The sequence below is a fragment of the Pseudofrankia asymbiotica genome, assembly GCF_001983105.1.
GTDB classification, from domain to species: domain Bacteria; phylum Actinomycetota; class Actinomycetes; order Frankiales; family Frankiaceae; genus Pseudofrankia; species Pseudofrankia asymbiotica.
Genome location: NZ_MOMC01000051.1, coordinates 1 through 22,419, shown reverse-complemented (window position 1 = coordinate 22,419; position 22,419 = coordinate 1). Strand labels below are relative to the sequence as shown.

General features: G+C 71.8%; 25 protein-coding genes. 18 read left to right on the top strand and 7 right to left on the bottom strand.

Translation table 11 applies throughout. The features are described from left to right. Nucleotides 1-233: 233 nt before the first annotated feature. Genes BL253_RS24965 through BL253_RS24940 form a run of 6 tightly spaced genes read left to right on the top strand, consistent with a single transcriptional unit; the run spans nucleotide 234 to nucleotide 5,255 of the window. Nucleotides 234-596 (top strand): hypothetical protein, encoded by a 363-nt coding sequence (locus BL253_RS24965; protein ID WP_076819633.1) that lies wholly within the window; start codon nucleotides 234-236, stop codon nucleotides 594-596. A 54-nt stretch (nucleotides 597-650) separates the two neighbouring features. Next, nucleotides 651-1,508 carry an alpha/beta fold hydrolase gene (locus BL253_RS24960; protein ID WP_076819631.1) on the top strand — a complete coding sequence of 286 codons (858 nt, stop codon included), beginning with the start codon at nucleotides 651-653 and terminating at the stop codon, nucleotides 1,506-1,508. Nucleotides 1,509-1,545: 37 nt separating this feature from the next. Continuing rightward, on the top strand, nucleotides 1,546-2,199 hold the full coding sequence (locus BL253_RS24955) for a class I SAM-dependent DNA methyltransferase (protein ID WP_076819629.1): 654 nt from the start codon (nucleotides 1,546-1,548) through the stop codon (nucleotides 2,197-2,199). 47 nt (nucleotides 2,200-2,246) lie between these two features. Further along, complete coding sequence (locus BL253_RS24950) at nucleotides 2,247-3,776, top strand: phytoene desaturase family protein (protein ID WP_076819627.1); 1,530 nt, start codon at nucleotides 2,247-2,249, stop codon at nucleotides 3,774-3,776. After that, nucleotides 3,773-4,657 carry a fatty acid desaturase gene (locus BL253_RS24945; RefSeq protein WP_241835095.1) on the top strand — a complete coding sequence of 295 codons (885 nt, stop codon included), beginning with the start codon at nucleotides 3,773-3,775 and terminating at the stop codon, nucleotides 4,655-4,657. The genes BL253_RS24950 and BL253_RS24945 overlap by 4 nt, the downstream gene beginning before the upstream one ends. Beyond that, nucleotides 4,650-5,255, top strand: a complete 606-nt coding sequence (locus tag BL253_RS24940) for a TetR/AcrR family transcriptional regulator (RefSeq protein ID WP_076819625.1) — start codon at nucleotides 4,650-4,652, stop codon at nucleotides 5,253-5,255. The genes BL253_RS24945 and BL253_RS24940 overlap by 8 nt, the downstream gene beginning before the upstream one ends. Nucleotides 5,256-5,419: 164 nt before the next feature. On the opposite strand, the gene BL253_RS24935 is transcribed toward BL253_RS24940, so the two are convergent. The 3 genes from BL253_RS24935 to BL253_RS24925 form a co-directional block, all read right to left on the bottom strand. Further along, on the bottom strand, nucleotides 5,420-6,751 hold the full coding sequence (locus tag BL253_RS24935) for a nucleotide disphospho-sugar-binding domain-containing protein (protein WP_076819624.1): 1,332 nt from the start codon (nucleotides 6,749-6,751) through the stop codon (nucleotides 5,420-5,422). Between the two features lie 302 nt (nucleotides 6,752-7,053). Further along, nucleotides 7,054-7,848, bottom strand: coding sequence for an alpha/beta fold hydrolase (locus BL253_RS24930; RefSeq protein WP_076819622.1), 795 nt, complete (start codon nucleotides 7,846-7,848; stop codon nucleotides 7,054-7,056). Between the two features lie 91 nt (nucleotides 7,849-7,939). Continuing rightward, entirely contained in the window at nucleotides 7,940-8,323 is a 384-nt protein-coding gene (locus BL253_RS24925) for a VOC family protein (protein WP_076819620.1), read from the bottom strand. A gap of 57 nt (nucleotides 8,324-8,380) precedes the next feature. On the opposite strand from BL253_RS24925, the gene BL253_RS24920 reads away from it, so the two are divergent. Next, nucleotides 8,381-9,046, top strand: coding sequence for a TetR/AcrR family transcriptional regulator (locus BL253_RS24920; RefSeq protein WP_076819618.1), 666 nt, complete (start codon nucleotides 8,381-8,383; stop codon nucleotides 9,044-9,046). Nucleotides 9,047-9,077: 31 nt separating this feature from the next. Here BL253_RS24920 and BL253_RS24915 read toward each other — a convergent pair whose 3' ends face one another. Continuing rightward, the gene (locus BL253_RS24915) at nucleotides 9,078-9,401 is read right to left on the bottom strand and encodes a hypothetical protein (RefSeq protein WP_076819616.1); all 324 of its coding nucleotides are present in this window, start codon (nucleotides 9,399-9,401) and stop codon (nucleotides 9,078-9,080) included. A 78-nt stretch (nucleotides 9,402-9,479) separates the two neighbouring features. Between BL253_RS24915 and BL253_RS24910 the strand changes: the two genes are divergently transcribed. After that, the gene (locus BL253_RS24910) at nucleotides 9,480-9,782 is read left to right on the top strand and encodes a Rossmann-fold NAD(P)-binding domain-containing protein (protein ID WP_241835094.1); all 303 of its coding nucleotides are present in this window, start codon (nucleotides 9,480-9,482) and stop codon (nucleotides 9,780-9,782) included. A 25-nt stretch (nucleotides 9,783-9,807) separates the two neighbouring features. Here the strand turns inward: BL253_RS24910 and BL253_RS24905 are convergent, their stop codons facing one another. Then, nucleotides 9,808-10,710, bottom strand: a complete 903-nt coding sequence (locus tag BL253_RS24905) for a LysR family transcriptional regulator (RefSeq protein WP_076819615.1) — start codon at nucleotides 10,708-10,710, stop codon at nucleotides 9,808-9,810. A gap of 119 nt (nucleotides 10,711-10,829) precedes the next feature. On the opposite strand from BL253_RS24905, the gene BL253_RS24900 reads away from it, so the two are divergent. The 4 genes from BL253_RS24900 to BL253_RS24885 all read left to right on the top strand — a co-directional run bounded on the left by BL253_RS24900 (nucleotide 10,830) and on the right by BL253_RS24885 (nucleotide 15,663). Next, nucleotides 10,830-11,669 (top strand): oxidoreductase, encoded by an 840-nt coding sequence (locus tag BL253_RS24900; RefSeq protein ID WP_241835093.1) that lies wholly within the window; start codon nucleotides 10,830-10,832, stop codon nucleotides 11,667-11,669. A gap of 247 nt (nucleotides 11,670-11,916) precedes the next feature. Further along, complete coding sequence (locus BL253_RS24895) at nucleotides 11,917-12,939, top strand: alpha/beta hydrolase family protein (protein ID WP_241835092.1); 1,023 nt, start codon at nucleotides 11,917-11,919, stop codon at nucleotides 12,937-12,939. A 455-nt stretch (nucleotides 12,940-13,394) separates the two neighbouring features. After that, nucleotides 13,395-15,146, top strand: coding sequence for an MFS transporter (locus tag BL253_RS24890; protein ID WP_076819612.1), 1,752 nt, complete (start codon nucleotides 13,395-13,397; stop codon nucleotides 15,144-15,146). 109 nt (nucleotides 15,147-15,255) lie between these two features. Then, nucleotides 15,256-15,663 (top strand): nuclear transport factor 2 family protein, encoded by a 408-nt coding sequence (locus tag BL253_RS24885; RefSeq protein ID WP_076819610.1) that lies wholly within the window; start codon nucleotides 15,256-15,258, stop codon nucleotides 15,661-15,663. On the opposite strand, the gene BL253_RS24880 is transcribed toward BL253_RS24885, so the two are convergent. Beyond that, nucleotides 15,618-16,433 (bottom strand): AIM24 family protein, encoded by an 816-nt coding sequence (locus BL253_RS24880; RefSeq protein WP_420801713.1) that lies wholly within the window; start codon nucleotides 16,431-16,433, stop codon nucleotides 15,618-15,620. The two genes, BL253_RS24885 and BL253_RS24880, sit on opposite strands and share 46 nt — an antisense overlap. A 174-nt stretch (nucleotides 16,434-16,607) precedes the next feature. Here BL253_RS24880 and BL253_RS24875 point away from each other — a divergent pair, with 174 nt between their 5' ends. Continuing rightward, entirely contained in the window at nucleotides 16,608-17,342 is a 735-nt protein-coding gene (locus BL253_RS24875) for an SRPBCC family protein (RefSeq protein ID WP_076819609.1), read from the top strand. 7 nt (nucleotides 17,343-17,349) lie between these two features. Here BL253_RS24875 and BL253_RS24870 read toward each other — a convergent pair whose 3' ends face one another. Then, on the bottom strand, nucleotides 17,350-18,933 hold the full coding sequence (locus BL253_RS24870; protein WP_241835091.1) for an MFS transporter: 1,584 nt from the start codon (nucleotides 18,931-18,933) through the stop codon (nucleotides 17,350-17,352). Between the two features lie 102 nt (nucleotides 18,934-19,035). Here BL253_RS24870 and BL253_RS24865 point away from each other — a divergent pair, with 102 nt between their 5' ends. The 5 genes from BL253_RS24865 to BL253_RS24845 all read left to right on the top strand — a co-directional run. Then, on the top strand, nucleotides 19,036-19,509 hold the full coding sequence (locus BL253_RS24865) for a MarR family winged helix-turn-helix transcriptional regulator (RefSeq protein ID WP_076819604.1): 474 nt from the start codon (nucleotides 19,036-19,038) through the stop codon (nucleotides 19,507-19,509). A 490-nt stretch (nucleotides 19,510-19,999) separates the two neighbouring features. Continuing rightward, nucleotides 20,000-20,341, top strand: coding sequence for a hypothetical protein (locus BL253_RS24860; RefSeq protein ID WP_076819602.1), 342 nt, complete (start codon nucleotides 20,000-20,002; stop codon nucleotides 20,339-20,341). Beyond that, nucleotides 20,338-21,108 (top strand): hypothetical protein, encoded by a 771-nt coding sequence (locus tag BL253_RS24855; RefSeq protein WP_076819601.1) that lies wholly within the window; start codon nucleotides 20,338-20,340, stop codon nucleotides 21,106-21,108. The genes BL253_RS24860 and BL253_RS24855 overlap by 4 nt, the downstream gene beginning before the upstream one ends. A 30-nt stretch (nucleotides 21,109-21,138) precedes the next feature. Beyond that, on the top strand, nucleotides 21,139-21,435 hold the full coding sequence (locus BL253_RS24850) for a WXG100 family type VII secretion target (RefSeq protein WP_076819599.1): 297 nt from the start codon (nucleotides 21,139-21,141) through the stop codon (nucleotides 21,433-21,435). 607 nt (nucleotides 21,436-22,042) lie between these two features. Beyond that, a partial coding sequence (locus tag BL253_RS24845) for a hypothetical protein (RefSeq protein WP_198946385.1) occupies nucleotides 22,043-22,419 on the top strand: 377 nt, incomplete at its 3' end.

Here is a 22,419-nt window from a genome sequence, read left to right as displayed (position 1 = left end):
TCGTCAAGACATGACAGAAGTGGCACATCGTGCCATGCATGGCCTGACGCGCATCCAGTCACGGAGCGGGGTCGGCCAGACCCGCACCCCTGGAAGCGGCACAATCCGTGGCGAATCAAAGGCGGAGGGTGCAATCGGGGGCGTGCGGACACCGCGAACCCGCGAGTGTTGCCCGGCCTAATCGGGGAAGTGTGATCACAGAACGATCGCCGGCGGACGATGAGGAGGCCCGCATGTCTGTCACCCCCTTCCACGATCTGCCCCTGGCCGACCGGAAGCGCTCCTGGGACGGCGCGGCGGCCGAGAAGCGGGTCCGGCGTTGGGCGCACGCGCAGGACGCCCCGAACGGCAAGTACCGCGAGGCGCATGTCTGGTACGACCGGGACAAGAAGGACGAGTTCACCGGCTACAAGCTGCTCATCGCCGACGTGATCGACGGCGAGCTGACAGTCGTGCCGCGCGGCGTGATGGCCGCGGCGGCGGTCATGCAGGGCTCGCGCGGCGGCGTCGACCTGCCCGAGGCCGACATCACCCGGGTCAAGAACCACCTGGCGAAGTACTACAAGAAGATGGGCGACGAGGCTCCCTGGGAATGATCGACGGCCATCCGGGCCTCAGGCCGAGCACTGAAAACCGAGAACCGAGAACCCATGTTCGAGAATTTCGTCGACGAGCGGGTCGCTGTGGGCGAGGTGGAGCTCCGCGTCCGGCACGCCGGTGACGGGCCGCCCGTCCTCCTGATCCATGGCCATCCGCGCACCGGCGCCACCTGGCACCGCGTCGCCCCGCGACTTGTCGAGCGAGGATTCACCGTGGTCTGCCCGGACATGCGGGGATACGGCGGCTCGGGCAAGGCGCCGGTGCGCCCGGATCACTCGCAGCAGTCCAAGCGCGCCGCCGCGCGGGACATGCTCCACCTCATGCGATCCCTGGGCCACCGCACGTTCGCGGTCGCCGGGCACGACCGCGGTTGCTACGTGGCCCTTCGCCTGGCCCTCGACCACCCGGAGGCGGTCAGCCGGCTGGTGGTCATGGACGGCGTACCCATCAGCGAGGCTCTCGCCAGGTGTGACGCCACCTTCGCGCGCCGCTGGTACCACTGGTTCTTCCTCGCTCAGCCAGACAAGCCGGAACGGGCCATCATGGCCGACCCCGACGCCTGGTACACCAGCGATCCGGCGGTCATGGGCCAGGCGAACTACCAGGAGTTCCGCACCGCGATCCACGACCCGGCCACCGTGCGGGCCATGCTGGAGGACTACCGAGCCGGCCTCGGAATCGACCGGGAACACGAGGAAGCCGACCAGCGCGCCGGCCGAGCCGTCCAGTGCCCCACCTTGCTGCTGTGGTCGACCCGCGACGACCTCGAAGAACTCTACGGCGATCCCGTGGCGATCTGGCGACCGTGGGCAAAGACGCTTCGTGGCCTCCCCATCGACTCAGGCCACCACATGGCGGAGGAAAACCCATCAGCGGTCCTCGACGCCCTGCACCACTTCTTCGCCTGAAAGCCGACCCGGTACGTGGATCGCTAGGTTTCCGGTCATGACGCAGCCGGTGTACCTCGACGCCACCCGGGCCGCCTACGACGCCATCGCGAGCGAGTACGCCGCGCTGTTCGCTGACCCGCTGGCACGCAGGCCGCTCGACCGCGGGCTGGTGACCACGTTCGCCGAGCTCGTACGTACCGGGCCGCCCGGACCGGTCGCGGACCTCGGCTGCGGTCCCGGCCACCTCACGGCCTTCCTTCACTCTCTCGGTCTCGACGTCTTCGGCGCGGACCTGTCCCCCGCGATGATCAGCCTTGCCCGCCGGGCGTACCCACAACTGCGGTTCGACGTCTCGACGATGACCGACCTCGGCCTGGCAGACGGCACGCTCCGCGGCATCGTCGCCTGGTATTCGATCATCCACGCCCCGCCCGCCGCGCTGCCCGACAGCTTTACCGAGTTCCACCGTCTCCTGGCCCCCGGTGGCCAACTGCTCCTGGCCTTCCAGAGCACCGACCAGTCCGACGGCCCACCCCAGCCGTTCGATCACAAGGTCATCACCGCGTACCGCTGGCCCACGGACACCGCCGCGGCCCTGCTGCGCGACGCCGGCCTCACCGAGACCGCGCGGCTCGTCCGAGCGCCCGGCGACACCGACCGCTTCCAGCAGGCCTTCCTGCTCCTCCGCAAACCCACCTCCGTGGAATAGCCACCCGCCGTATTGACCCGGCGGATCTTCCGGCTCATTCTGAACGCATGTTCAGAACGGATGTTCAGAACGACGGACATGGGAACGAGCCGTTCGACGTAGCTGTGATCGGCGGTGGGCCGGCGGGCATGGCGACGGCCCTCCGGCTGCAGGCCGCCGGCCTTTCGACGGTGGTGCTCGAGGCGCACGGCCATGTCGGCGGGTGCGCGGGCTACTACCGCAGGCGGGGCTTCTCCTTCGACGTGGGTGCCACCACGCTCGTCGACTTCGCGCCCGGCGGAGTCGGCTTCGAGCTGCTCGAGAGCGTCGGAATGAGCGCGTTGGACGCCCGGGAGCTGCCGGGCTACGTCGCCCACCTGCCCGATCGCGAGGTCGTGCTGCACCGCGATCCCGCGCTCTGGCACGCCGAGCGGCTGCGCAAGCTCGGTGACACCGACCGGCATCGGCGGTTCTGGTCCCTGCTCGACCGGTTGGCGGAGACGTTCTGGCGGGCGAGCCGCTCGGGAGTGCGCCTCCCGATACGCGGGCCAGCCGACGCGCTGCACGACCTCCGGGCCGTCGGAGTGGCCGGCGCGCCGCTCGCCCGCTACGCGACCTGGACGCTCGGGGACGCGCTGCGCCGGCATCACCTGCGCGACGACGCCGCTCTCGTCGGGCTCCTGGGAATGCTGGTCGAGGACACCGTGCACGCCGCCGTCGACGACGCCCCGCTGATCAACGCGGCGCTCGGCGTGACGATCCGTGGCGCCGGCCTCAGCCGCCACGCCGGGGGCATGCACGGCTTCTGGCGCGCGCTCGTGACGCACTACCGGGGGCTGGGCGGCCGGCTCCGCACGGGCGGCGCGGTCTCACGGGTGGACGGCGAGACCGGCGCCTACCGGGTGGCGACCCGCCGCGACACGGTCCACGCCCACCGGATCGTGTGCGCGGTACCCGCCGCCACCACGGCCGCGATCTGCTCCGGTCTTCCGGTCGCCGGCAGGCTGCGGGCCTACCTGAAACGCGACGCGGACGCCCTCGGGGGCGCGTGTGTGGTGTTCCTGGGCGTGCCCGACGGTGAGACGGCCGGGCAGGAGCTCACGCATCATCAGTTCCTGCGCTCGTACGACCTGCCGCTGGGCGACGGAAACAACATGTTCCTCTCCGTCTCCGAACCCGGGGACACCCTCAGCGCGCCACCGGGGCACCGCGCGGTCATGATCTCCACGCACACCGAGCTGGCCGCATGGGCGGGGCTCGACGACGACGCCTACGAGCAGCGCAAGAAATGGATCGGCGAGCTGCTCATCACCTGTGCGCGGCGCGCCTACCCGTCGCTCGGGGAGCGGGCCGTGATCGCTCAGACCGGCACGCCACGCAGCTATGAACGGTTCGGGTTCCGCCCGGCGGGCGCCGTCGGGGGCGTCCGCCAGAATCCGCGCAACACCAATCAGCACGCCGTCCCGCACGATCTCGGCGGCCGCGGCCTCTGGCTGGTCGGCGACTCGACCTGGCCGGGCCTGGGCACGGTGGCCTGCGTACTGGGCAGCCGGATCGTCGCGGAGGGGATTCTGCGTGAGCGGGGCTTCAGCCGGTGACCTCGACCGACCTGTCCAACCCGTCCACCCCATCCAGCCCGTCCACCTCATCCGGGCAGTCCGGCCCATCCAGGCGGCCCGGTGCGCCGGGCCTTCCCGATCCGCCCACACYGGCGGACCTCGGCGCTGATCTGCTCGTCACCACCCGCCGGCAGCGGTGGACCGCGCTCGCCCGTCCGTTCGCCGGCGTGCTGTGCTTCACCGCCGCGGCGTGGGCGGGCTGGTGGTGGCTCACTCCGGTGATCGTCTTCGGGATCTTCGTCGCCGTCGTCACGGTCACCCACGACGTCGTGCACGGCACGCTCGGCCTTTCCCGGGCCGCCACCGACCGGGCGCTGTTCGCCATGGGGCTGGTGCTTCTCGAGAGTGGGCACGCCTACCGCGCCACGCACACCCGCCATCACCGCCTCTTCCCGCACCCCGACGATCCCGAGGGATATCCCGCCGAACTGTCGCTGGTAGGCGCGGCGTTCCACGGGCCGGCCTTCCTGCCGCGTCTGTGGTGGTGGTCCTACCGTCAGGGACGTGACCGCGGCTGGCTGCTGGCCGAGGCGGCGGCGCCGATCGCCGCGCTCACGGCGGGCGCGCTGGCCTGGCCGCACACCCCGGGCGTGCTGGTCTACGCGGTGATGGTGATCGCCGGCAGCTGGGTGTACCCCCTCCTGACGGTGTACCTGCCGCACCACGGCTACGGCGACACGCCCCTGACGCAGACCCGGACCCTTCGGGGGAGGATCATTCCGGCCGTGTTCCTCGAGCTCACCTACCACCTCGAGCACCATCTGTACCCACAGGTGCCCAGTCACCATCTCGCCACGCTGGCCCGGCGGCTCGACGGCTACCTCGCCGCGCACGGCGTACGACCGGTGCGCGTTGTCTGACACCCGCGGGCGCGTTCTCGACGCCACCCTGACCTGCCTCGTGCGCCATGGTTATGGAGGCACGACCGCCCGGGCGATCGCGCAGATCGGCGGATTCGCGCCCGGCGTGATCTACTACCACTTCACCGACCTCGACGACGTCCTCGTCGCGGCCCTCGCCCACACCTGCGAGTCGCGCGTCCAGCGATACCGGGACCAGCTGTCCGGCATGGACCGGGCCGGGCAGGCCGTCGAGGTGCTCCGCGGCCTCTACCTCGAGGACACCGAGGTCGGGCACGTCGCCGCCGTCCAGGAGATCTACGCCGGCGCGCGGCCAGGATCGCGGCTGGCCGCCGCCCTGGCGCTGGAGACCCGGCGGTGGGAGGAACTGGCCGTCGAACTGCTCACCACGCTGCTGAACGGCAAGCCGTTCGCCACCGTCGTACGCCTGCCCGTGCTCGCGAACGCGGCCGTCGCGTTCTACCTCGGCGCGGAGACGCTCGCCCACCTCGACAACGACTCGTCCCGAGTGACCGAGTTCTTCGACCAGGCCGCCCGGCTCGCCGTCTATTTCGACAGGATTCCTCGGCTGCGAAAGCGCGGCCACCAGCCTTCCTGACGCCGGACGCGCCGGACGCGCCGGTCACGGCGTCCTCACGGGCCGCCGGACGCCGGACGCGGTCGACGCTGGCAGGTGGCGCGCGCCGGCAGGCGACGTACGCCGCAGGTGACGTACGCCGGCTGGTGACGTACGCCGGCTGGTCACGTACGCCGGCGACCGGCTTACGCCGGCGAGTCCGCGGCCGCGGAGGCCGGGGCCACGCGCGGCCGCGGCACGCCGCGGGCGGCGAGCTGCTCGAGAAGCTCGGCGGCGCGCTGCTCCCGGCCACAGGCCTCGATCTCGGCCCGCAGCCGGCGGGCGGTGGCGGCGAAGGCGGGATCCCCGAGCACCTGCCGGACGGCGGCGCGGACCTGCTCGGCGCTGGGTGTCTGGGTACGCAGGTCCACGCCGACCCTGGAGTAGGCGACCCGCGCGTTGACCTCGATCTTGTCCTCGGTCTTCCCGGCACCGACGATCGGAACGCCGTGGGAGAGGGCGAGCTGCACCCCGCCGTACCCACCGTTGGTCACGAGCACGTCGACGCGCGGCATCAGCTTGTCGAAGGGGATGAACCGCTCGACCCTGGTGTTCGCCGGCAGCGGCCCCAGCACGGCCGGGTCGGGACCGCCGGTGACGGCGACGACGAGCAGGTCCCGCTCCCCCGCGAGGGCGGTGATCGCCGGGCGTACCAGCTGGTCGAGGTCGGTGGCGACGGTTCCCTGGTTGACCAGCACCACCCGCCGGCCGCCCGCCAGGTCGTCCCACCAGGACGGTGGCCGCCAGGTGGGGTCGGGCCGCGGGCGCGGCGGGCCCACGAACCGCACCTGCTCCGGGATGTCCGGCACGGGATACTCGAAGCCGGGCGGGCTGAACTGCAGGTAGAGCCTGGTCGCGAGCGGGAAGTCGAACACGGAGGCCCGGGTCGGCGGCAGGCCGAAGATCTGCCGCGCCTTGTTGACCTCGGTCGTCATGGGGCGGAACAGCACCTTCCTCATGGCGGCGTCCATGGCCCGGTTACGGACTCGGCCAAGGGGTCCGCCCGCGGGCCGCAGGCCGAACCCGAACGGCGCCAGTTCCCGGCTCGGAAATGCCAGGACGCTGATCCCGAACCCGGCGAGCGGCGGTCCGCCCAGGTCCTGGACGAGGGTGCCGCCGATGAAGCCGGTGTCCCCCACCACGACGTCGGCGGGCTCCTCGTCCAGCAGCGCCATCAGGTCACGCACCTGGCCCGCTACCGGGGCCGCGAACACCTGGGTCAGGTCGAACCGCAGCTTGCGAATGCCGGACAGTTCACGGCGCTCGGGGTAATGGCCGTCGAGACCCCGCTCGCTGTAGTCGTGGTCCGGGTTGGTGATGGGGTGGAAGGTCGCGCCCGTGGCGGCGATCCGGTCCGCGGACGCGACACCGGTGTACCAGCGCACCGAGTGGCCGCGGGCGACCAGCGCGCGGGCGATCGGCAGAGCGGGCGCGGTGTGGCCGACGGCGGGGACGGTGGCGAACAGAAAACGAGCCATCTGGTGGCCTCACATTTTAAACAAAGCGGAAAGGATCTCCGTCGTTGACGCACAGTCGCCGCCGAAATCGCGCCAGAGCCAAAAAGGAACGGCGCCACATGCGCGACGGAACCGAATATGAGACAGCCCGCGATATGGGCAGTCCCGGACGCGCGGCCGAACCATGATCGGCCGCGCTCCGGCCGGGACCGTGAACGGGGCTTAACGGGGTGAGCGGCGACAGCGGCGAGAGCGGCGCGGACGCGGTCGACGCCGGCAGGTGGCGCGCGCCGCGCGGTCGGATCGGTCAGGGATCGGATCGGTCAGGAAGTGGGGGCCGGGGTGGGGAGGAGGGCGGCGAGGGCGGCGGGGGCGCGGAGGGGAAGCAGGTGGTTCTCGCCGGGAACGACGGTGGTGCGGGTGTCGGGAAGCATCGCGGCGAGGTACTCGACGAGGCGGTGGGTGAACAGTGGGCTCTCGCCGCCGGCGACGAGATGGACCGGCTGCTCGATCCGGCGGGCCAGCTCCTCGTCGAAGTGCCACCCGACGAGCGAGGGCACCTCGCCGGTGAAGCAGTAGCCGCAGTCGCGTTCGGCGCGTTCGAGGCCGGCCTGACCGAGGGCGGACTCGATCACGGAACGGAAATCGGGGCCGCACAGCGCGCCCAGGAACGTGTCGAAAGCGGTGCGCAGGTCGCCCTGGGCGGCGGCGCCCATCGCCGCGCCGAGGGCGGGGCCGATCGCGGCGGCGACCGCCGCCCGGTCCGCCGGCGGCAGGAGCGGGTCGATCAGCGGCGGCTCGACCAGGACGAGCTCGCCGACCAGCTCCGGGTGGTCGAGCGCCAGCTGCAGCGCGACCACGCAGCCGGACGAGTGCGCGAGCACCCGGGCCCGCTCGATCCCGAGGCGACGCAACAGGTCCGCGCACTCGGCGGCGTGGTCGGCCACCGACATCGGCTCGGCGGGTGCCGGGCTCGAGTACCCGGTGCGGGCGACGCGGATCCGACGCAGGCCGGCGACGGCCGGCTCGCGCTCGAACGGGACGAACCAGTCGGCGAAGGCTGCCGCGTGGATCAGGACGATCGGCTCGCCGTCGCCGCCGGAGTCGGTGTGTCGCATGGAGGTTCTCCTTCTTGGGCTGTGGCCGGTCTCGGGCTGTGACCGGTCTGTGTCCGGCCTGCAATCGGTCTGCAATCGGTCTGGGGTCGGGTCAGTCGGCGTAGAGACGGATCTCGATGCCGTCGGGGTCGTGGAGGCCGACGAGGACGGTGCCGCCGTGATGGCCGGTGACGAGGCCGCCGTGCTTCTGGTCGATGGCGGCCAGGTGGTCGGCCCAGGCCCGGACGCCGTCCCGGGTCGGGACGCCGAGCGCGACGAGGTCGAAGCCGCGAAGGGCTGTCGCGCGCTCGGGGTCGTGCCGGAGCGCGATCGGGGTGGTGCCGTTCGGGGCGTTGAGGGCGACGCCGCGGAGCTCGCCGTCCTCGGTGAACTCGATCGCCACCTCCAGCCCGAGCACCCGCAGGTACCACTCGGCGCTGGCGCGAACGTCGCTGACCGGGATCTTCACGTGGTGGATCGGTGCGAGGTCAGGCATGATCTCTCCATTTCGCTAGAGTCGACTCTAACGACTCATTGGAGTACTCTCTAGCGAGTGAGTGACTCCGTCAAGGACAGGCCGAGTCGGGTCAACGACAAGCCGAGCCGAGCCGAGAAGACGCGGCTGACGAGACGGCGGATCGTCGCCGCGGCGGCGGACCTGTTCCTCGGCGAGGGCTACGGCGCGACGACGCTCGACCAGGTCGCGGCACGCGCGGGCGTCGCTGTGCAGACCGTCTACTTCCATTTCGGGAACAAGGCGACGCTGCTCAAGGAGGCGCTCGACGTGGCCGCCGTCGGCGACGACGAGCCGGTCGCGCTGCTCGACCGGCCGTGGCTCGAGGAGGTGACCGCCGAGCCCGACCCGGCCCGGATCATCGAGCTCTGGATGAACGTTGGCCTCGAGATCCTGGGGCGGGTCGCGCCGCTGCTCGCCGTCGTCCGCGCCACCATGGGCACCGATCCCGACCTCGCGGCGCAGTGGGAGGCGAACGAGGCCGAGCGCCGCACCGCGTTCCGCGCTCTCGCCGGCATGCTCGCCGACCGCGCGGCGCTGCGCCCGGGGCTCACCGTCGACGACGCCGCCGATCTCGGCTTCCTAATCTCCAGCGCCGAGAACTACATCCTCTCCACCGGCGCCCTCGGCTGGTCGCCAGAACGCTGGCGGAACACCACGGCCACCCTGCTCGCCCAGGCACTGCTCGGCGAGACGCCCAGCTAGCGGCCGAGGGGGCGGCCCCGCGGAACCTGGGTCAGCCGAACCGGTCGGCGAGGTCGCGCAATCTGCGCGCGGCGGCGAGGGCGGCCTGGACGCCGTCGGCGCCAAGCATCGCCGCTGTTCCCTCGATGGTGACGGCGTAGCGCAGGTGCCGGTCCCGGGCGTGGTCCCGGCACGGCAGGCAGGTGACGCGTTCGGGATGGGGGGACGTCGAGGCGTATGGCACCTGCGCGCCACATCCCGCCCGCACCGTGCGCGGCGCGTCCCCGACGAGGCCGAACACCGATGCCGTCAACGCGCGCGTGTCGGCGCTGGTGCTAGGCACGGTCCACTCGACATGCACATGCGGGTCGTCCACGTTCCTCCTTCGAACCCGTCATCCCGTTCCGGGTCCGCCGGCGCCGGTGACGTGCAGAGGACTGGACTCCATAACAGCATGCGCCTCCGGCTGCCCGCCGCCGCGGTGACCGTCAACAGCCTGCACCCCGCGACCTACATGCCCACCAAGATCGCGCTCGCGGAGATCGGCCGCCACATCGACAGCATCGACGTCGGCGTCTCCGCCACTCACCGGCTCATCGCGAGCGCCGAGGTCGCCGGCGTCACCGGCGTCACCGGCCGTTTCTTCGACCGGACCCGCGACACGGCACCCAATCCCCAGGCACATGACAGGGAAGCCCGGGCCGAACTGTGGACACGAAGCCTCGAACTCGTCGACCGGGCCGACATCTCTGCCTGACCGGACCTGGCACGGGGCGCGCGGCTCAGCCCCAGCGCGTGAGGTCGGACGTCGCGGCGAGGTCGGTGGCGACGTCCAGCAGGTTGCGCCGCACCGGCCTGTCGTGGGCGGGCAGCCACGCGACGACGGTTTCGGCCCGGTCCTCGGCCAGCGGTACGAACACCACGCCGGTGCGCCGGATGCTGTTCGCCGAGCGGGCGAGCCGGGTCACTCCGACGCCGGCGGCGACGAGCCCGAGCAGGTTCGACACGCCGCCGGCTCGCTGGACGACCCTTGGCGTGATGCCGGCGGCGGCGAAGTCCCGGTCGTATTTCTCGTGCCATGGCGGCCACGACTCCCGCGGCGTCAGCACCCAGTTCTCGTCGGCCAGGTCGGCGAGGCGCAGCTCGGCGTGGTCGGCGAGCGGGTGGCCGACGGGCAGGACCGCGCAGACCGGTTCCGTGGCGAGCGTCCGGGTGGCCAGATCAGCGACGAGGGGCGGACGCGTGAACGCCGCGTCGAATCGGCCGTCGCGCAGCCCGGCGACCAGCTCGTCGATCTGCCCGTTGTGGGTGGTGAGCTCGATGCCGGGAAAACGCTCCCGTAGGGCCCGCACCACCGGCGGCATCATGTAGTTGGCGGTGGAGGCGAGGAAAGCCAGGTCAAGGTGGCCGATCTCGCCGCGGCCCGCGCGCCGTACGACGGTGACGGCGGCCTCGGCCCGGGCGAGCACGGCGCGGGCCTCCGGCAGGAATGCCCGTCCCGCGTCGGTGAGGCGGGTCCCACGGGTGTCCCGGTCGAACAGGCGCACCCCGAGATCGCCCTCGAGCGTGCCGATCTGCTGCGACAGCGACTGCTGGGCGATGTGCAGCTGCCGCGCGGCAGCCGTGAAGCTGAGGTGCTCGGCGACCGCGACGAAGTATCGCAGGTGGCGTAGCTCCACGGTCACAGGATCAGACTGTAACCATGAAAGGAAACATGTGTTGGCCCAGTTCCGGCGCTCCGCGCCAGGGTGGAGGCGACAACGCACGGGAAAGCGTGCGGACGACCTGGACAGGGACGCGAGCGATGATGACTGAGACTGGCCGGGTATGGCTGATCACCGGATGTTCCGCGGGATTCGGCCGCGAGCTGGCATTGGCGGCCCTGGCGGCTGGTGACCGGGTGATGGCGACCGCTCGGCAGCCGGATCGGCTCGTCGATCTTGTCGCCACCGGCGGGGAACGGGTGCGGACCGCGCGGCTGGACGTCACCGACGAGGATCAGGTGGCCGCCGCGGTCGCGCGGACACTGGCCGAGTTCGGCCGCGTGGACGTGGTCGTCAACAACGCCGGCCACGGCAGCGTCGGCGCGGTCGAGGAGCTGGACCTCGCGGACCTCCGGGCCCTGATGGACGTCATGTTCTTCGGCGCGGTCGCGGTGACCAAGGCCGTCCTGCCGCACCTGCGGGCACAGCGGGGCGGGGCGATCGTCCAGGTCAGTTCGATGGGTGGTCAGGTGACCATGCCGGGTTTCGGGGCGTACTGCGCGGCGAAGTTCGCGCTGGAGGGCATCTCCGAGGCGCTGGCCGCGGAGGTCGCGCCGTTCGGCATCCGGGTGCTGATCGTGGAGCCCGGGGCGTTCCGCACCGAGTTCGGCGGGGCGCGGATGCACCGCTCGCGGGTGATCGAGGCGTACGCCGCCTCGACGGGCCCGACCCGCGCGGCGGTTGACGGTATGGACGGCGCCCAGCCCGGCGACCCGCGCAAGGCCGCCCACGCCATCCTCGCCGCTCTGGACAGCCCCGAGCCGCCGCTGCGGCTGGCGCTGGGCAACGACGCCGTCGACAGCATCGCCGCCCATCACGAGCTGGTGCGCGCGGATCTGGCGCGGTGGGAGAAGCTCAGCCGCGCGACGGACCTGGAATGAGCCGTCATCTGTCTCCCGGACCTCGCTGAGCCTCCAAAGGCCGCCAGCCCCTCCAGGCCGCCGGTTTCCGAAGCCCGCCGGTCTTCGAAAACCGGTCCGGGCCGGGCCCTGGCGTGGGTTTGGGCCGGTGGCTACCGTGGGGGCGGTGATCCGCTGGCGGGCTCGGCGTGGCAGGGCGAGGGGACGACGGGACGCGGCGGGGGGCAATGGCATGGACAGGTCACGCAGGTGGGTCTCGCGTGGACCGGTGGCGGTGGTCGCAGGCGTCGCCCTTGGGTTGGGGCTGCTCACCTCGTGCGCCGACGACAACCCGTCGCCACCGCCGCGGACGGCCGCGACGGCCGCGACGGCCTCCTCCGCTCCGCACGGCTGCCTGCCGGCGGATGACCCGGCGGCCTCCGTGCGGGGCGGCTACGGGGTCGGCCAGACCGAGGTCACGTTCGTCGACCACAGCCGGCCGACCGACGCGGTGCCCGAGCGCGGCCTGGCCGGCAGGCCCGACCGCACGATTCCGGTCGTCGTGAGCTACCCGATCGCCCCGGCGGCCGGCGCCGCCCGGGACGCCCCGGCCGTCGCGGGGGCGGCGCCGGCGCCAGGGCGGTTCCCACTGGTCGTGTTGTCCCACGGAGTGACCGCGAACGGGACCGGCGTGGCCACATTCGTCGCGGCGCCGTTCGTCCGTCAGGGGTACGTCGTGGTGAGCCCGACCTTCCCGCTGTCCAGCGGTCCCGGCGGGACGATCTTCGACCTGCCCAACCAGCCGGCCGACGTCAGCTTCGTCATCACGTCGATGGGCACGTGGAGCACGGCCGCGGGCTCACCGCTGGCCGGCCACCTCCAGGCGGACTGCCTGGCGATCGCCGGCCACTCCCTCGGCGCCGCGACCACGCTCGCGGCGGCCTACCTTTCGTGCTGCCGGGACCAGCGGGTCAGGGCCGTCGTGTCGCTGGCCGGAGTGCTCGCCCCGTTCAAGGGGACCTTCGCCGACAACCCGCCGGTCCCGCTGCTGATCGTGCACGGCGACCAGGACGAGACCGTGCCGCTGGCCAGGAGCGCTGACATCTTCACGACGCTTCGCGGGCCGCGCTACTTCGTCACCCTGCGGGGCGCCGGGCATACGACGATGTTCCTCAACCAGGCGGGCCAGACGCTCAACCAGTCGGTGACCGCCTTCCTCGACGCCTATCTCAAGGGCGACTTCACCGCGCTGCGCGCGCTACCCGACGACATCCGCCGCTCCACCATCGCGACCTACCAGGCCGCGGACTAGCGACCTACCAGGCCGCGGACCAGCGACGTACCGGGCCGCGGACCAGCGACCTGCCAGACCGAAGGCTGAGGACGACACCGGACCAGGGTGGCGACACACCGCGCGCCTGTCGCGCCCCCGGACGCACCCCGACGTCACGCGACATCTGGTGCCTCCTGACCAACCTGACGGGGCTTCCGTGATCGCCACGAGCACGCCAGGGACCGACAGTTCACGCGCTGTCGCGGCGGCCACATCGGGCGTGTCGCCGGCGAGGTGCTGTTAAGCTTCTGCACTGCCGCCCATTGCGACGGTGCCGCCGGGATGTTTCCCGAACGAGTTCCGGCCCGATCTGGCCACGATGGTCAGATGGGCCGACGTTCGCGAGCGGCACGTCGTGGCCGCCGTGACGCATCCGGGACTCGTCACCCCGCCGGCTGAGCGCCCGTCGCGCCTTGGCCGCGAGGTATGCCCTCATGAACGCGTCGTCCGGTCCAAGCACGCTCGAAAACACCCCGTTCTCGTCACGATCCAGGACCGCCACGGGCACCACTCCCGTCCCGACGGTCCCCGTCACCCGCGACTTCAGCCCACCGCCCGTCCCGACGACACCGCCGCCGGTAGCACGCGCGGCCCCGGCCCCCAGCACGACAACCCCCGGCACGACAACCCCGGTCACGACGARCTCGGGCACGACGGCAACTGAGGCACCGCGCGCGACGACGTGGCCCGTCGAGGCGCCGACGGCCTCAACGCTCCCGGCCCGCCAGGTCCTAGAGCCGGCCGAGGCCGCGCCCGAGGACAGCGAGGGGACCGACGACGAGGGCGGCGGCGCGGCGGCGTATCGGTGGCTGCTCGGCCTCCCGGGCGCCAAGCCGATGATGGCCGCGGGGCTGCTGGCTCGGCTACCCATGGCCATGATCGGCATCGGTGGCATGCTCCTGGTCGCCGCGACCACCGGCTCCTACCGCCTGGCCGGCGCGGCGACGGCCGCCATCGCGCTCGCCGGAGCCGCCGCCGGGCCGCTGATCGGCCGCCGTATCGACGTCTCGGGCCCGCGGGTGGTGCTGCCGGTGCTCGCGGCCGCGCACGTCGCCACCGGCATCGCCTTCCTCGTCGCCGCGCTCGCCCACGCGCCGGCGTCGCTGCTGCTGCTCGCCGCGGCCGCCACCGGCGCGACCCTTCCCCAGGTGGGCCCGGTGGCCCGGCAGCGCTGGGCGAACCGGCTCGGCGACGACCCGCGCCTGGGCGCCGCCTATGCGCTGGAGTCCGCGCTCGACGAGGTCGCCTTTGTCACCGGGCCGGCCGCTGCCAGCGTGCTCGCCGGGGTCACGCCGTCGGCCGGCGTGGCGGCCGCGCTGCTGTTCGCCGCTGTCGGCACCTCCGCCTTCGCCGCCCTGCCCGCCGCCGCCGCTCCCGCTCCCCCGGCTCCCCCGGCTACCCCGGCCGCACTGACTGCCACGGCTGCCCCGGCTGCCCCGGCTGCCCCGGCGGTCCATCGCCGGGAAGCCGACGTCCAGCGAGGGCCCGGCACCAGCCTCGGCGAAGCGTCGTCGACCCGTGCCGCCGGGACGCGCCGGCGTCCCGAGCGCGAGCGGTCCGTGCTGCGCGCCCGCGGCATGACACCCGTGCTGGTGGCGGCCGCCGCCCTCGGGATGTTCTTCGGGACGATGGACGTCGGGCTGATCGCCTATGCCAGGGCGAACGGCTGGGGCGGCGCGGCCGGGCTGCTGCCAAGCCTGTTGACCGCGACCAGCCTGGGCGCCGGGGTCACCTACGGCATGATCCGCTGGCGGGTGAGTCTGGTACGCAGGTATGCCATCACCGCCGCCCTGCTGGCGGCGGCCACCGCCCTGGTTCCGCTCGCCGGCTGGGTGGCCGGTATCGGTGCCGTCGCGGTCACGGTCGCCCTGRCCGGCCTGCCGCTCGCACCGATGATCATTACCAGCACCACGATCGTCGGCGAGCTCGTCCCCGCCCATCGCCGCACCGAGGGGTTCAGCTGGATCGTGATCGCCAACGGGGTCGGCGTCGCCGCCGGCGCCCCGCTGGCCGGCGCCGTCGTCGACCGGTTCGGCACCACCTGGGCGCTCCTGGCGCTCGCGGCCTGCGGTTGCGTCGTCGCCGCGACGTCGCTGCTCGCCGCCCACCGCCTGCGCGCCGGTCGCATGGGCCCTGGGCAGGTGGATCCGGCCGCGGGACGACGAACGGAAGCAAGTATTCACTAAGTTCTTGTCTCGATCCGTCGACTCGCCTAGCGTGTCCCGTGCCTCGGCGGGAGGCGGACGGTCGGCGTCGGGCCTGAAAGCGGGCGCCTCTCAGCTGGAGGAGACAGACATGATCGAAGACCAGGTCGTGACGGCGTTACAGCGCCACTGGGAGGACGGCTTCAACCAGTACGACCTCGACCTCGTGATGGAACCCGTCGACAAGGACATCGTGTTCAGTTCGCCGTTCGTGCCGCGGCTGACCGGGGACCCCGAGAAGGTGACGATCGACGGGTACGACGCCTTCCGCGCGTACATCGACGACTCGATGCGCCGCGTCCCTGACATCAGGTACTCGCTCGACGCGTCCTTTGTCAGTACTCAGACGATCGTGTTCGTCTACACCTGCAACTTCGCCGACGGGCAGGCCAAGACGGGCGCGGACTCCATCCGCCTCAACACGGCCGGCAAGATCGTCGAGTGGCGCTCCCACTACTCCTTCAACCCCGAGGCCATCGACAGCCTGATCCAGGACTGAGCTGATCCAGGACCGAGATCTCGCCCGCGGTCACGAGCCGCGAGGTCAGTGCTCGGGTGGTCGGGAGCGGTGCCGGCGGCGGGGATCTCGCCGCACTGGACGACGACGAAGCCGCCGGTACCGCTGTACTCGATCTGAGCGAGCTCGCCGGAGGAACGGCCGATCAGGTTGCCGAACTTGAAGGTCGAGACGAGCCGGGTGCTCACGCCCGCCGTCCAGGCGACCGCCGCGTCCCGGTCGACACATACCGGCTCGTCCGTGGGCARCACGAGAGGGTTGCCGAGACACAGGACGGCAACGGCTCCGGTACCGGAGATCTCCGTGTTGAACATGCCGCCGGCGATCATCGCGCCAAACCCGCCGGACGTCTTCGTAATCTTGTAGTGCAGGCCGGACTCCAGCGCGGGCAGACTGCGACCGTTGACGGTGAGCCGGTCGTCGTCCAGGTTGAAGACCGAGATGTGGCTGCCGGACTCGGCGAACCACACGGTGCCGCGGCCTTTCGCCCGCATGAGGTCCTGGCCCTCGCCGGTGACCGCGCGGCGCAGGTGCCCCCCGAGACCGTGCCCCTTGTACGCGAAGTCGACCTGCCCCCGGTAGGCTACCATCGCCCCCTGCTTCGCGTACATCTCGCCGCCGTCGAGGCGGACCCGTAGCATCCGTTCGCCCTCCTCGAGGGCGAACGGCGGGCCACTGGCATAGTCAGCGGCGTGTTGCGCCAATGGTTGACTTCCATGGCCGTAACCTCGCTCGCCACCCTGCCACGCCATCTTGGTCCCTTCCGATGGCCACCAGCACGGCTGGCCTATCGATTGACGAAACCCAACGTCGCTCTGCCTGCTACATATTGGCCCGGCATCGGCTGACGCACACCCGGTCTCCGATTTCCGCCATGCGCGAAAGCCACCCCCGGCTTCACCCCGACCGCAACGAGGAGAGCTGAGATGTCGACCGAGCAACCGTCTCGCCGTGAGTTCCACATCGAGCGCGAGCTCGAGTTCGAGGCCACGCCCGAGGACTACTGGGACGCCGTCACCAACGGCAACGCCGCCTGGCTGTGGCCGATCCAGCCGCCCGAGCCGCGGGTAGGCGGCGCGGTCGACGCTCTCGGCACCGTGGAGGCCTGGGAGCCGCCCCATCATCTGGTCCTGCGCCAGGAGGGGCCGGAAGGCTGGTTCAACCAGCTCGAGCACATCGTCGAGGCGCGGGACGGTGGCACGACCTGGGTCCGCTACGTGCATAGCGGTGTGTTCGTCGACGACTGGGACAACCAGTACGACGGCGCGGACAAGCACACCGACTTCTACCTGCACACCCTCGGCCAGTACCTGCGCTACTTCACCCGCCGCCCGGCCCGCTACGCGAGCGCCGACGGACCGGCGGCGTCGGCCACGCGCGACGGTGTCGACACCCTGCGCCGCGCCACCGGCCTGGCGGACGCGCGGGTGGGCGACCAGGTCCAGGTGACCATCCCAGGCCTGGCGAAGCTGGACGCGGTCGTCGACTACCTGAGCCCGCACTTCGTGGGTCTGCGCACCGGGGACGCGATGTACCGCGTCTTCGGCCGCGGAGCCTTCGGCGCCCCGACCTCCGTCGCAGCCCATCTCTTCGCCCCCGGCGCCGACGAGCCGGCCACCGAGAAGGCCCTGCGCGCCTGGCTCGAGGAGATCTACGTCTGAGCCGGGATCAGGTCACGCCGGGCGCGGCGGACGCGGCGTCCCCGGCTGGCGCGGCCTCCCCGGCCTCGACGTCACCCCCGGCCGGGGCCTGCCGTCGCGGGCGCAGCAGCGCGGCGGCCAGCACGATGCCGGCGGCGACGCATCCGCAGGCCACGAGCAGGCCAAGCCGGTTCCCACCGACCAGCGCCTCGGCCGGGCTGTGGCCGGTCCTCGCCAGCGACTCCGAGCGTCCGGCGGCGACCGTGCCGAAGACGGCGAGGCCGATCGCCGCCGAGATCTGCATGGAGAGGTTGACGATGCCGGACGCGAGACCCGCGTCGCGCGGCGGCACGTCCGCCAGAGCGAGCGTCGTCAGTGGGACGAACGCGGCACCGCCGCCGAGGCCGAGGAGCACGGTGACAAGCAGCATGCGCGGCGCGTACGCCGTCCCGATCCCGGCGCCGACGAACAGGAGCAGTCCCACCAACATGATGACCATGCCGCCGATCAGCACCCGGTGGGGCCCGAGCCGGGCCGTCAGCCACGCCGCGAGTCCGAGTGACATGGCCGCGACGACGGCCGTCTGCGGCAGGAACGCCACGCCGGTGGCGATCGCGTCGAAGCCGAGCACCTGCTGCAGGTAAAGCGTTCCGAAGAAGAAGTAGCCGTACATGCCGGCGGCCATCACGGCGCGCACCGCGCTGCCGGCGATCAGGCTGCGCTGCCGCAGCACCCGCGGCGGGATCATCGGGTCGGAGATCCGCGCCTCCCAGCCAGCGAACAGCGCGAGGAGCACGAGCGCGAGCGCCCCGGTGCCGAGGGTGGTCGCGGAGGTCCAGCCGACGTCGGCCGCCCGCACGATCGCATAGATGCCGACCAGGAGTGCCACGGTGACCAGGACCGCGCCCGTGACGTCGACCCGGCCGCGCGGCTGGCCCCCGTCGCCGCCCGACCGCCGGTCGAGGAGCAGCGCGCCGCCGACGAGCGCGGCGACGCCGATGGGGATGTTGATGACGAAGATCCAGTGCCAGTCGAGCGCCTGCGTGAGGATCCCGCCGAGCAGCAGGCCGACCGAGCCGCCGCCGATCGAGACGAGCATGTAACGGCCGATCGCGCGGCCACGCTCGGCCGGGTCGACGAACTCGGCGACGATGATCGCCAGCACCGACGACGACGCGAACGCGCCGCCGACGCCCTGCACGAAGCGGGCCGCGACCAGCGTCGGCACGGACCCGGCGAGCGCGCAGGCGATCGACGCGGCCGTGAAGACCACGATGCCACCGAGGAACAGTCTGCGACGACCGATCAGGTCGCCGAGCCGGCCGGCGACGAGCAGCAGGCTGCCGTAGCTGATCAGGTAGCCGTTCAGCGCCCAGGTGAGATCGGCCTGGCTCACGTCTAGATCCGTCTGGATCGCCGGCAGGGCGACGTTCACGACGGTGGTGTCCAGCATGACCATCAGCTGCGCCACCAGCACGACGATCAGCGCCAGCCAGCGGCGACGGGCAGCTCCCGCGGTGRCCGCCGCCTCGTCTCCGGGGGCCGGGGCCGCCGCGGCTTGCTCCATGGCGTCGGCCGAGGGCCCCGCCCTTCCAATGTCAATCTCGCTCACGAGATAGTCACTATACAGGGACTATCTATGATCGCGAATCATATACTGTCCGTGACCATCATCCGATCTTGATCGACACCTTCATGTTACGCTTGGGTCGCCATGGCACTCACGACGAGTCCGTCCGTCGAGGCGGATACCACTCCAGCTGACGAGCCGGCCCTCGCGAGCACGCACGTCCCAGGCGCGCTGGTCCTGATGACCCGGCTGAGCCGCCAGGTCTACCGGATCGCGACCGACGACGTCCTCGGCATGGGCCTCAAGCAGTTCGTGCTGCTCAACCAGCTGCACGAGGACGTCGGCGTGCCGCAGCAGCAGCTGGCCGAGCATCTGTGCCTGGGCGCGAACATCCTGGTCCTGCTACTGAACGGGATCGAGAGCGCGGGCTGGGCCGAACGGCGCCGCGACCCGGCCGACCGCCGCCGTCACCTCGTCCACCGGACTCCAGCGGGCACCGCTGCCCTCGCCAGCGCCGAGCAGGCGATGGACAGCGTCGAGGACCATGTCCTCGACAACCTCTCCGCCGAGGAGCGCGCCGTCCTGCGTGACCTCCTCGCCCGCGCGCTCGCGGACTGACCGGCCGGCGCGGCGGCACTGCCTCCACGGCCGCCCAGTACTTCAGGAGCGCGACGGCCTGCGCCCGGCTTCCCTGGCCGCGGCCGGCATGGCCGGCGCCGGCGCGACAGGTAAAGGCAACGGCGACAACGCGGGGACGGACCTGGTGACCTCGTCTTTTGCGACCAGGAACTCGCCAGGATGCGGCTCTAGCGTCGCCGCCGGCGCGCGCCGGGGCACCAGCGGCGGCCTGATCACCTTGTCCGACTAACCGATCCGGCTTCGCCATATGTCTGGCCGGCGGCGCGCGGCGCGGTAGGCTCACATTGCGACATCGGGGACATTGTTGTTTCGGGCACCATCTTGACCGCGCTACGGGGGTGCGCGTGCTTCGATATGTTTCCGCCTCAGGTGGAGAAGCGCCTTCTGATGGATCGCTGGTCAGCGGATCGCTGGTCAGCGGATCGCTGGTCAGCGGATCGCTGATGGTCGGCCATGAGGGTGGCTTCTGATGGCTGGGCTGTTCGCCGCCGATGTGGGCGTCGCCCGACAGCTGTCGAGCGACCTTTCGTCGATTCGGACGTCTCTGACGTCGCTTGGGACCGATCTCAGCGGGATGCACGGGCAGACCGGTTCCAGCGAGGTCGAAGCGGCGCTGGACCGGTTCGTGCGTAATTCCTCAGACAGCCGCGGCAATCTCGACAAGTTGCTGGAAAGGGCGATCGGGCTGTTGAACGGGCTGGTCGACGGCACGGACGCGGTGGACACGGCGCTGGCCCAGGGCCTGGACCCGCTTGTGCCGTCGCCCTCACCGTCGCCCACGTCCGCGCCGGCATCGGCGACCGCGCTGTGAGCGCGGCGGCCACGCGGGCGGCGGTCTCGCGGTTCACCCTGCGCGTGCCGGACTCGTGGTTCGAGTTCGACGTCTGGCGCGCCACCCGCACCGGCGACCTGTCCCGCCTCGTCGACGCGCGCATCGCGAAGTACCCGCGGCTGCGGCCACACCGCGCCACGCTGCTCACGCTGCTGCGCGAGCTCGCCGAGCGGGCCGAACGGCAGGGCGCGGTCTACGGCGCGACCGCCACACAGGACGAGGAGGGCACCGGCGGCCTCGTCGCCACCCTGCTGGTCTTCCACACCCCCGGCGCCGACGACCCTGCCGGCAACACGGTCACAGCGATCGCCAGCCAGGTCAGCGCGACCGCGCGGACGGAGTCAGGCGAGCCGTGGCGAACGGTCGAGATCGTGACGATCCCCGCCGGCGAGGCCGTCCGCGTCCAGGGCGTCGAACGCCACCTCGTCGACGGCGTCCCCTTCGAGACCGTCACCATGCAGACCCTCGTCCCCGTGCCCACCGCTGCCCCTGAGCCCGCTCCGCCTGGGTCGGCTGGGTCGGCTGGGTCGGCTGGCGAGAGCGTTGACGGCCCGGGTGGTGGCGGCACCATGGCGGCGAGCGGGGCGGTGGAAAGCGGGGAGGGCGCTGGCGACGCCGATGGGACCGACGGCGTGCTGAACGTCGTGCTGACAAGCCCCCACACCGCGCTCGCCGAAGAACTGCTCGACCTGTTCGGCGCCATCAGCGACACCCTCACCTGGTCCCCGGAAACTTCGTCGACCTGACCGTTCCCGAGCCGAAAGGCAGGCCCAGCAATGGCAAACATCCACGTCGACTACGAGGCGATCCGAGGCACGGCGACCGCGCTGTCCCGAGCGCAGACCGACATGGAAAACCAGCTGACCACCCTCAAGACGATGATCGACCAGCTGGTCACCAGCGGCTTCATCACCGACCAGGCCTCCGGACGGTTCCAGACGGCCTACACCAACTGGGACACCGGCACCCGCCAGGCCATCACCGGCCTGGAAGGCATGAGCAAGTTCCTCACCGAGGCCGTGACGCAGCACGAGAGCCTCGACACGTCGCTCAGCTCGGCCGCCGGCGGCTGATTCGTCGCGGCTTGAGCGGGCGGGGGCTGGGCCGCCGGGGCTGGGTCGCCGACGGCCGGGCCACCGACGGCCGGATCGCCGACGGCCGGGTCAGCGCTGGACCGTCGGCGGCGGGCCGTCGGCGGCGGGTCGCTGAGCGGCGCAGCCCCAGCCGCGTGGCCGGCGCCGCCCGCACCGGCCACGCGGCAAGGCGACCGCGCCGCGACGACCCCGGGACCTCCTGGTGCCTGCCGCCCACGCCAACGTTCACTCGTGAGCGTTCTCCCGCCGCCGCCTGGCCACTAGATCACCACCACCGTGTTGTCGCAGTCATGTACCGGGCCAAATCACGACCGCGACAACACGCTCGCGACGATCACGATGGATCGTGGACCGGGTAGACCTTCGCTGCCGCGGGACCCGGCGTGATACCAGGCGCCGCGTACTCCCGGCATCCCGCGCCGCCAGCCTCATCGCCGCCAGGACCATCGCCGCCAAGACCGCCGCCGACCAATCGGCCGGTCACGACGTTGGCCGGCGACCGGTCGCGACGAGCCGGTCGCCACGTGGCAGCCCTACCACCCGCGCACCGCCACGCATGGCACGTACCAGTCGGGAGCACGCACGGATGAGTGGTGAGTGGCAGGCGGTTGGTCTGGGGGCTGATCCGACTCCGGGTGATCCGGAGGCGGTGCGGGCGCTGGCCACCAAGCTGGATCTGCATGCGACGACCGCTGATGGGGGCACGACGCGTCTGCGGACGATCGCGACCGGTGGCGGGGGCGATCTGGCGATGGAGGGCGGCTATGCGGCCTCTTATGCGGAGGCGTTGCGTGATCTGCCCGACCAGCTCGCCAAACTCGCGAAGGCCTACCGCGGCGCGGGTGTCGCCCTGGCGGCGTACGCGCGAACGCTGGCTGACGCGAAGATCCAGTCTGGTGCGGCGTTGCGCAATGGTCTCGATGCGCAGGTTCGGTATCAGGGTGCTCTGACGCAGGTCGAGGT

Excerpts from the sequence above, each read along its gene's own strand:
- BL253_RS24965 (WP_076819633.1), top strand. The coding sequence starts at position 234 with ATGTCTGTCACCCCCTTCCACGATCTGCCCCTGGCCGACCGGAAGCGC.
- BL253_RS24960 (WP_076819631.1), top strand. The coding sequence starts at position 651 with ATGTTCGAGAATTTCGTCGACGAGCGGGTCGCTGTGGGCGAGGTGGAG.
- BL253_RS24955 (WP_076819629.1), top strand. The coding sequence starts at position 1,546 with ATGACGCAGCCGGTGTACCTCGACGCCACCCGGGCCGCCTACGACGCC.
- BL253_RS24950 (WP_076819627.1), top strand. The coding sequence starts at position 2,247 with ATGTTCAGAACGGATGTTCAGAACGACGGACATGGGAACGAGCCGTTC.
- BL253_RS24935 (WP_076819624.1), bottom strand. The coding sequence starts at position 6,751 with ATGGCTCGTTTTCTGTTCGCCACCGTCCCCGCCGTCGGCCACACCGCG.
- BL253_RS24930 (WP_076819622.1), bottom strand. The coding sequence starts at position 7,848 with ATGCGACACACCGACTCCGGCGGCGACGGCGAGCCGATCGTCCTGATC.
- BL253_RS24925 (WP_076819620.1), bottom strand. The coding sequence starts at position 8,323 with ATGCCTGACCTCGCACCGATCCACCACGTGAAGATCCCGGTCAGCGAC.
- BL253_RS24910 (WP_241835094.1), top strand. The coding sequence starts at position 9,480 with ATGCGCCTCCGGCTGCCCGCCGCCGCGGTGACCGTCAACAGCCTGCAC.
- BL253_RS24900 (WP_241835093.1), top strand. The coding sequence starts at position 10,830 with ATGATGACTGAGACTGGCCGGGTATGGCTGATCACCGGATGTTCCGCG.
- BL253_RS24885 (WP_076819610.1), top strand. The coding sequence starts at position 15,256 with ATGATCGAAGACCAGGTCGTGACGGCGTTACAGCGCCACTGGGAGGAC.
- BL253_RS24875 (WP_076819609.1), top strand. The coding sequence starts at position 16,608 with ATGTCGACCGAGCAACCGTCTCGCCGTGAGTTCCACATCGAGCGCGAG.
- BL253_RS24865 (WP_076819604.1), top strand. The coding sequence starts at position 19,036 with ATGGCACTCACGACGAGTCCGTCCGTCGAGGCGGATACCACTCCAGCT.
- BL253_RS24860 (WP_076819602.1), top strand. The coding sequence starts at position 20,000 with ATGGCTGGGCTGTTCGCCGCCGATGTGGGCGTCGCCCGACAGCTGTCG.
- BL253_RS24850 (WP_076819599.1), top strand. The coding sequence starts at position 21,139 with ATGGCAAACATCCACGTCGACTACGAGGCGATCCGAGGCACGGCGACC.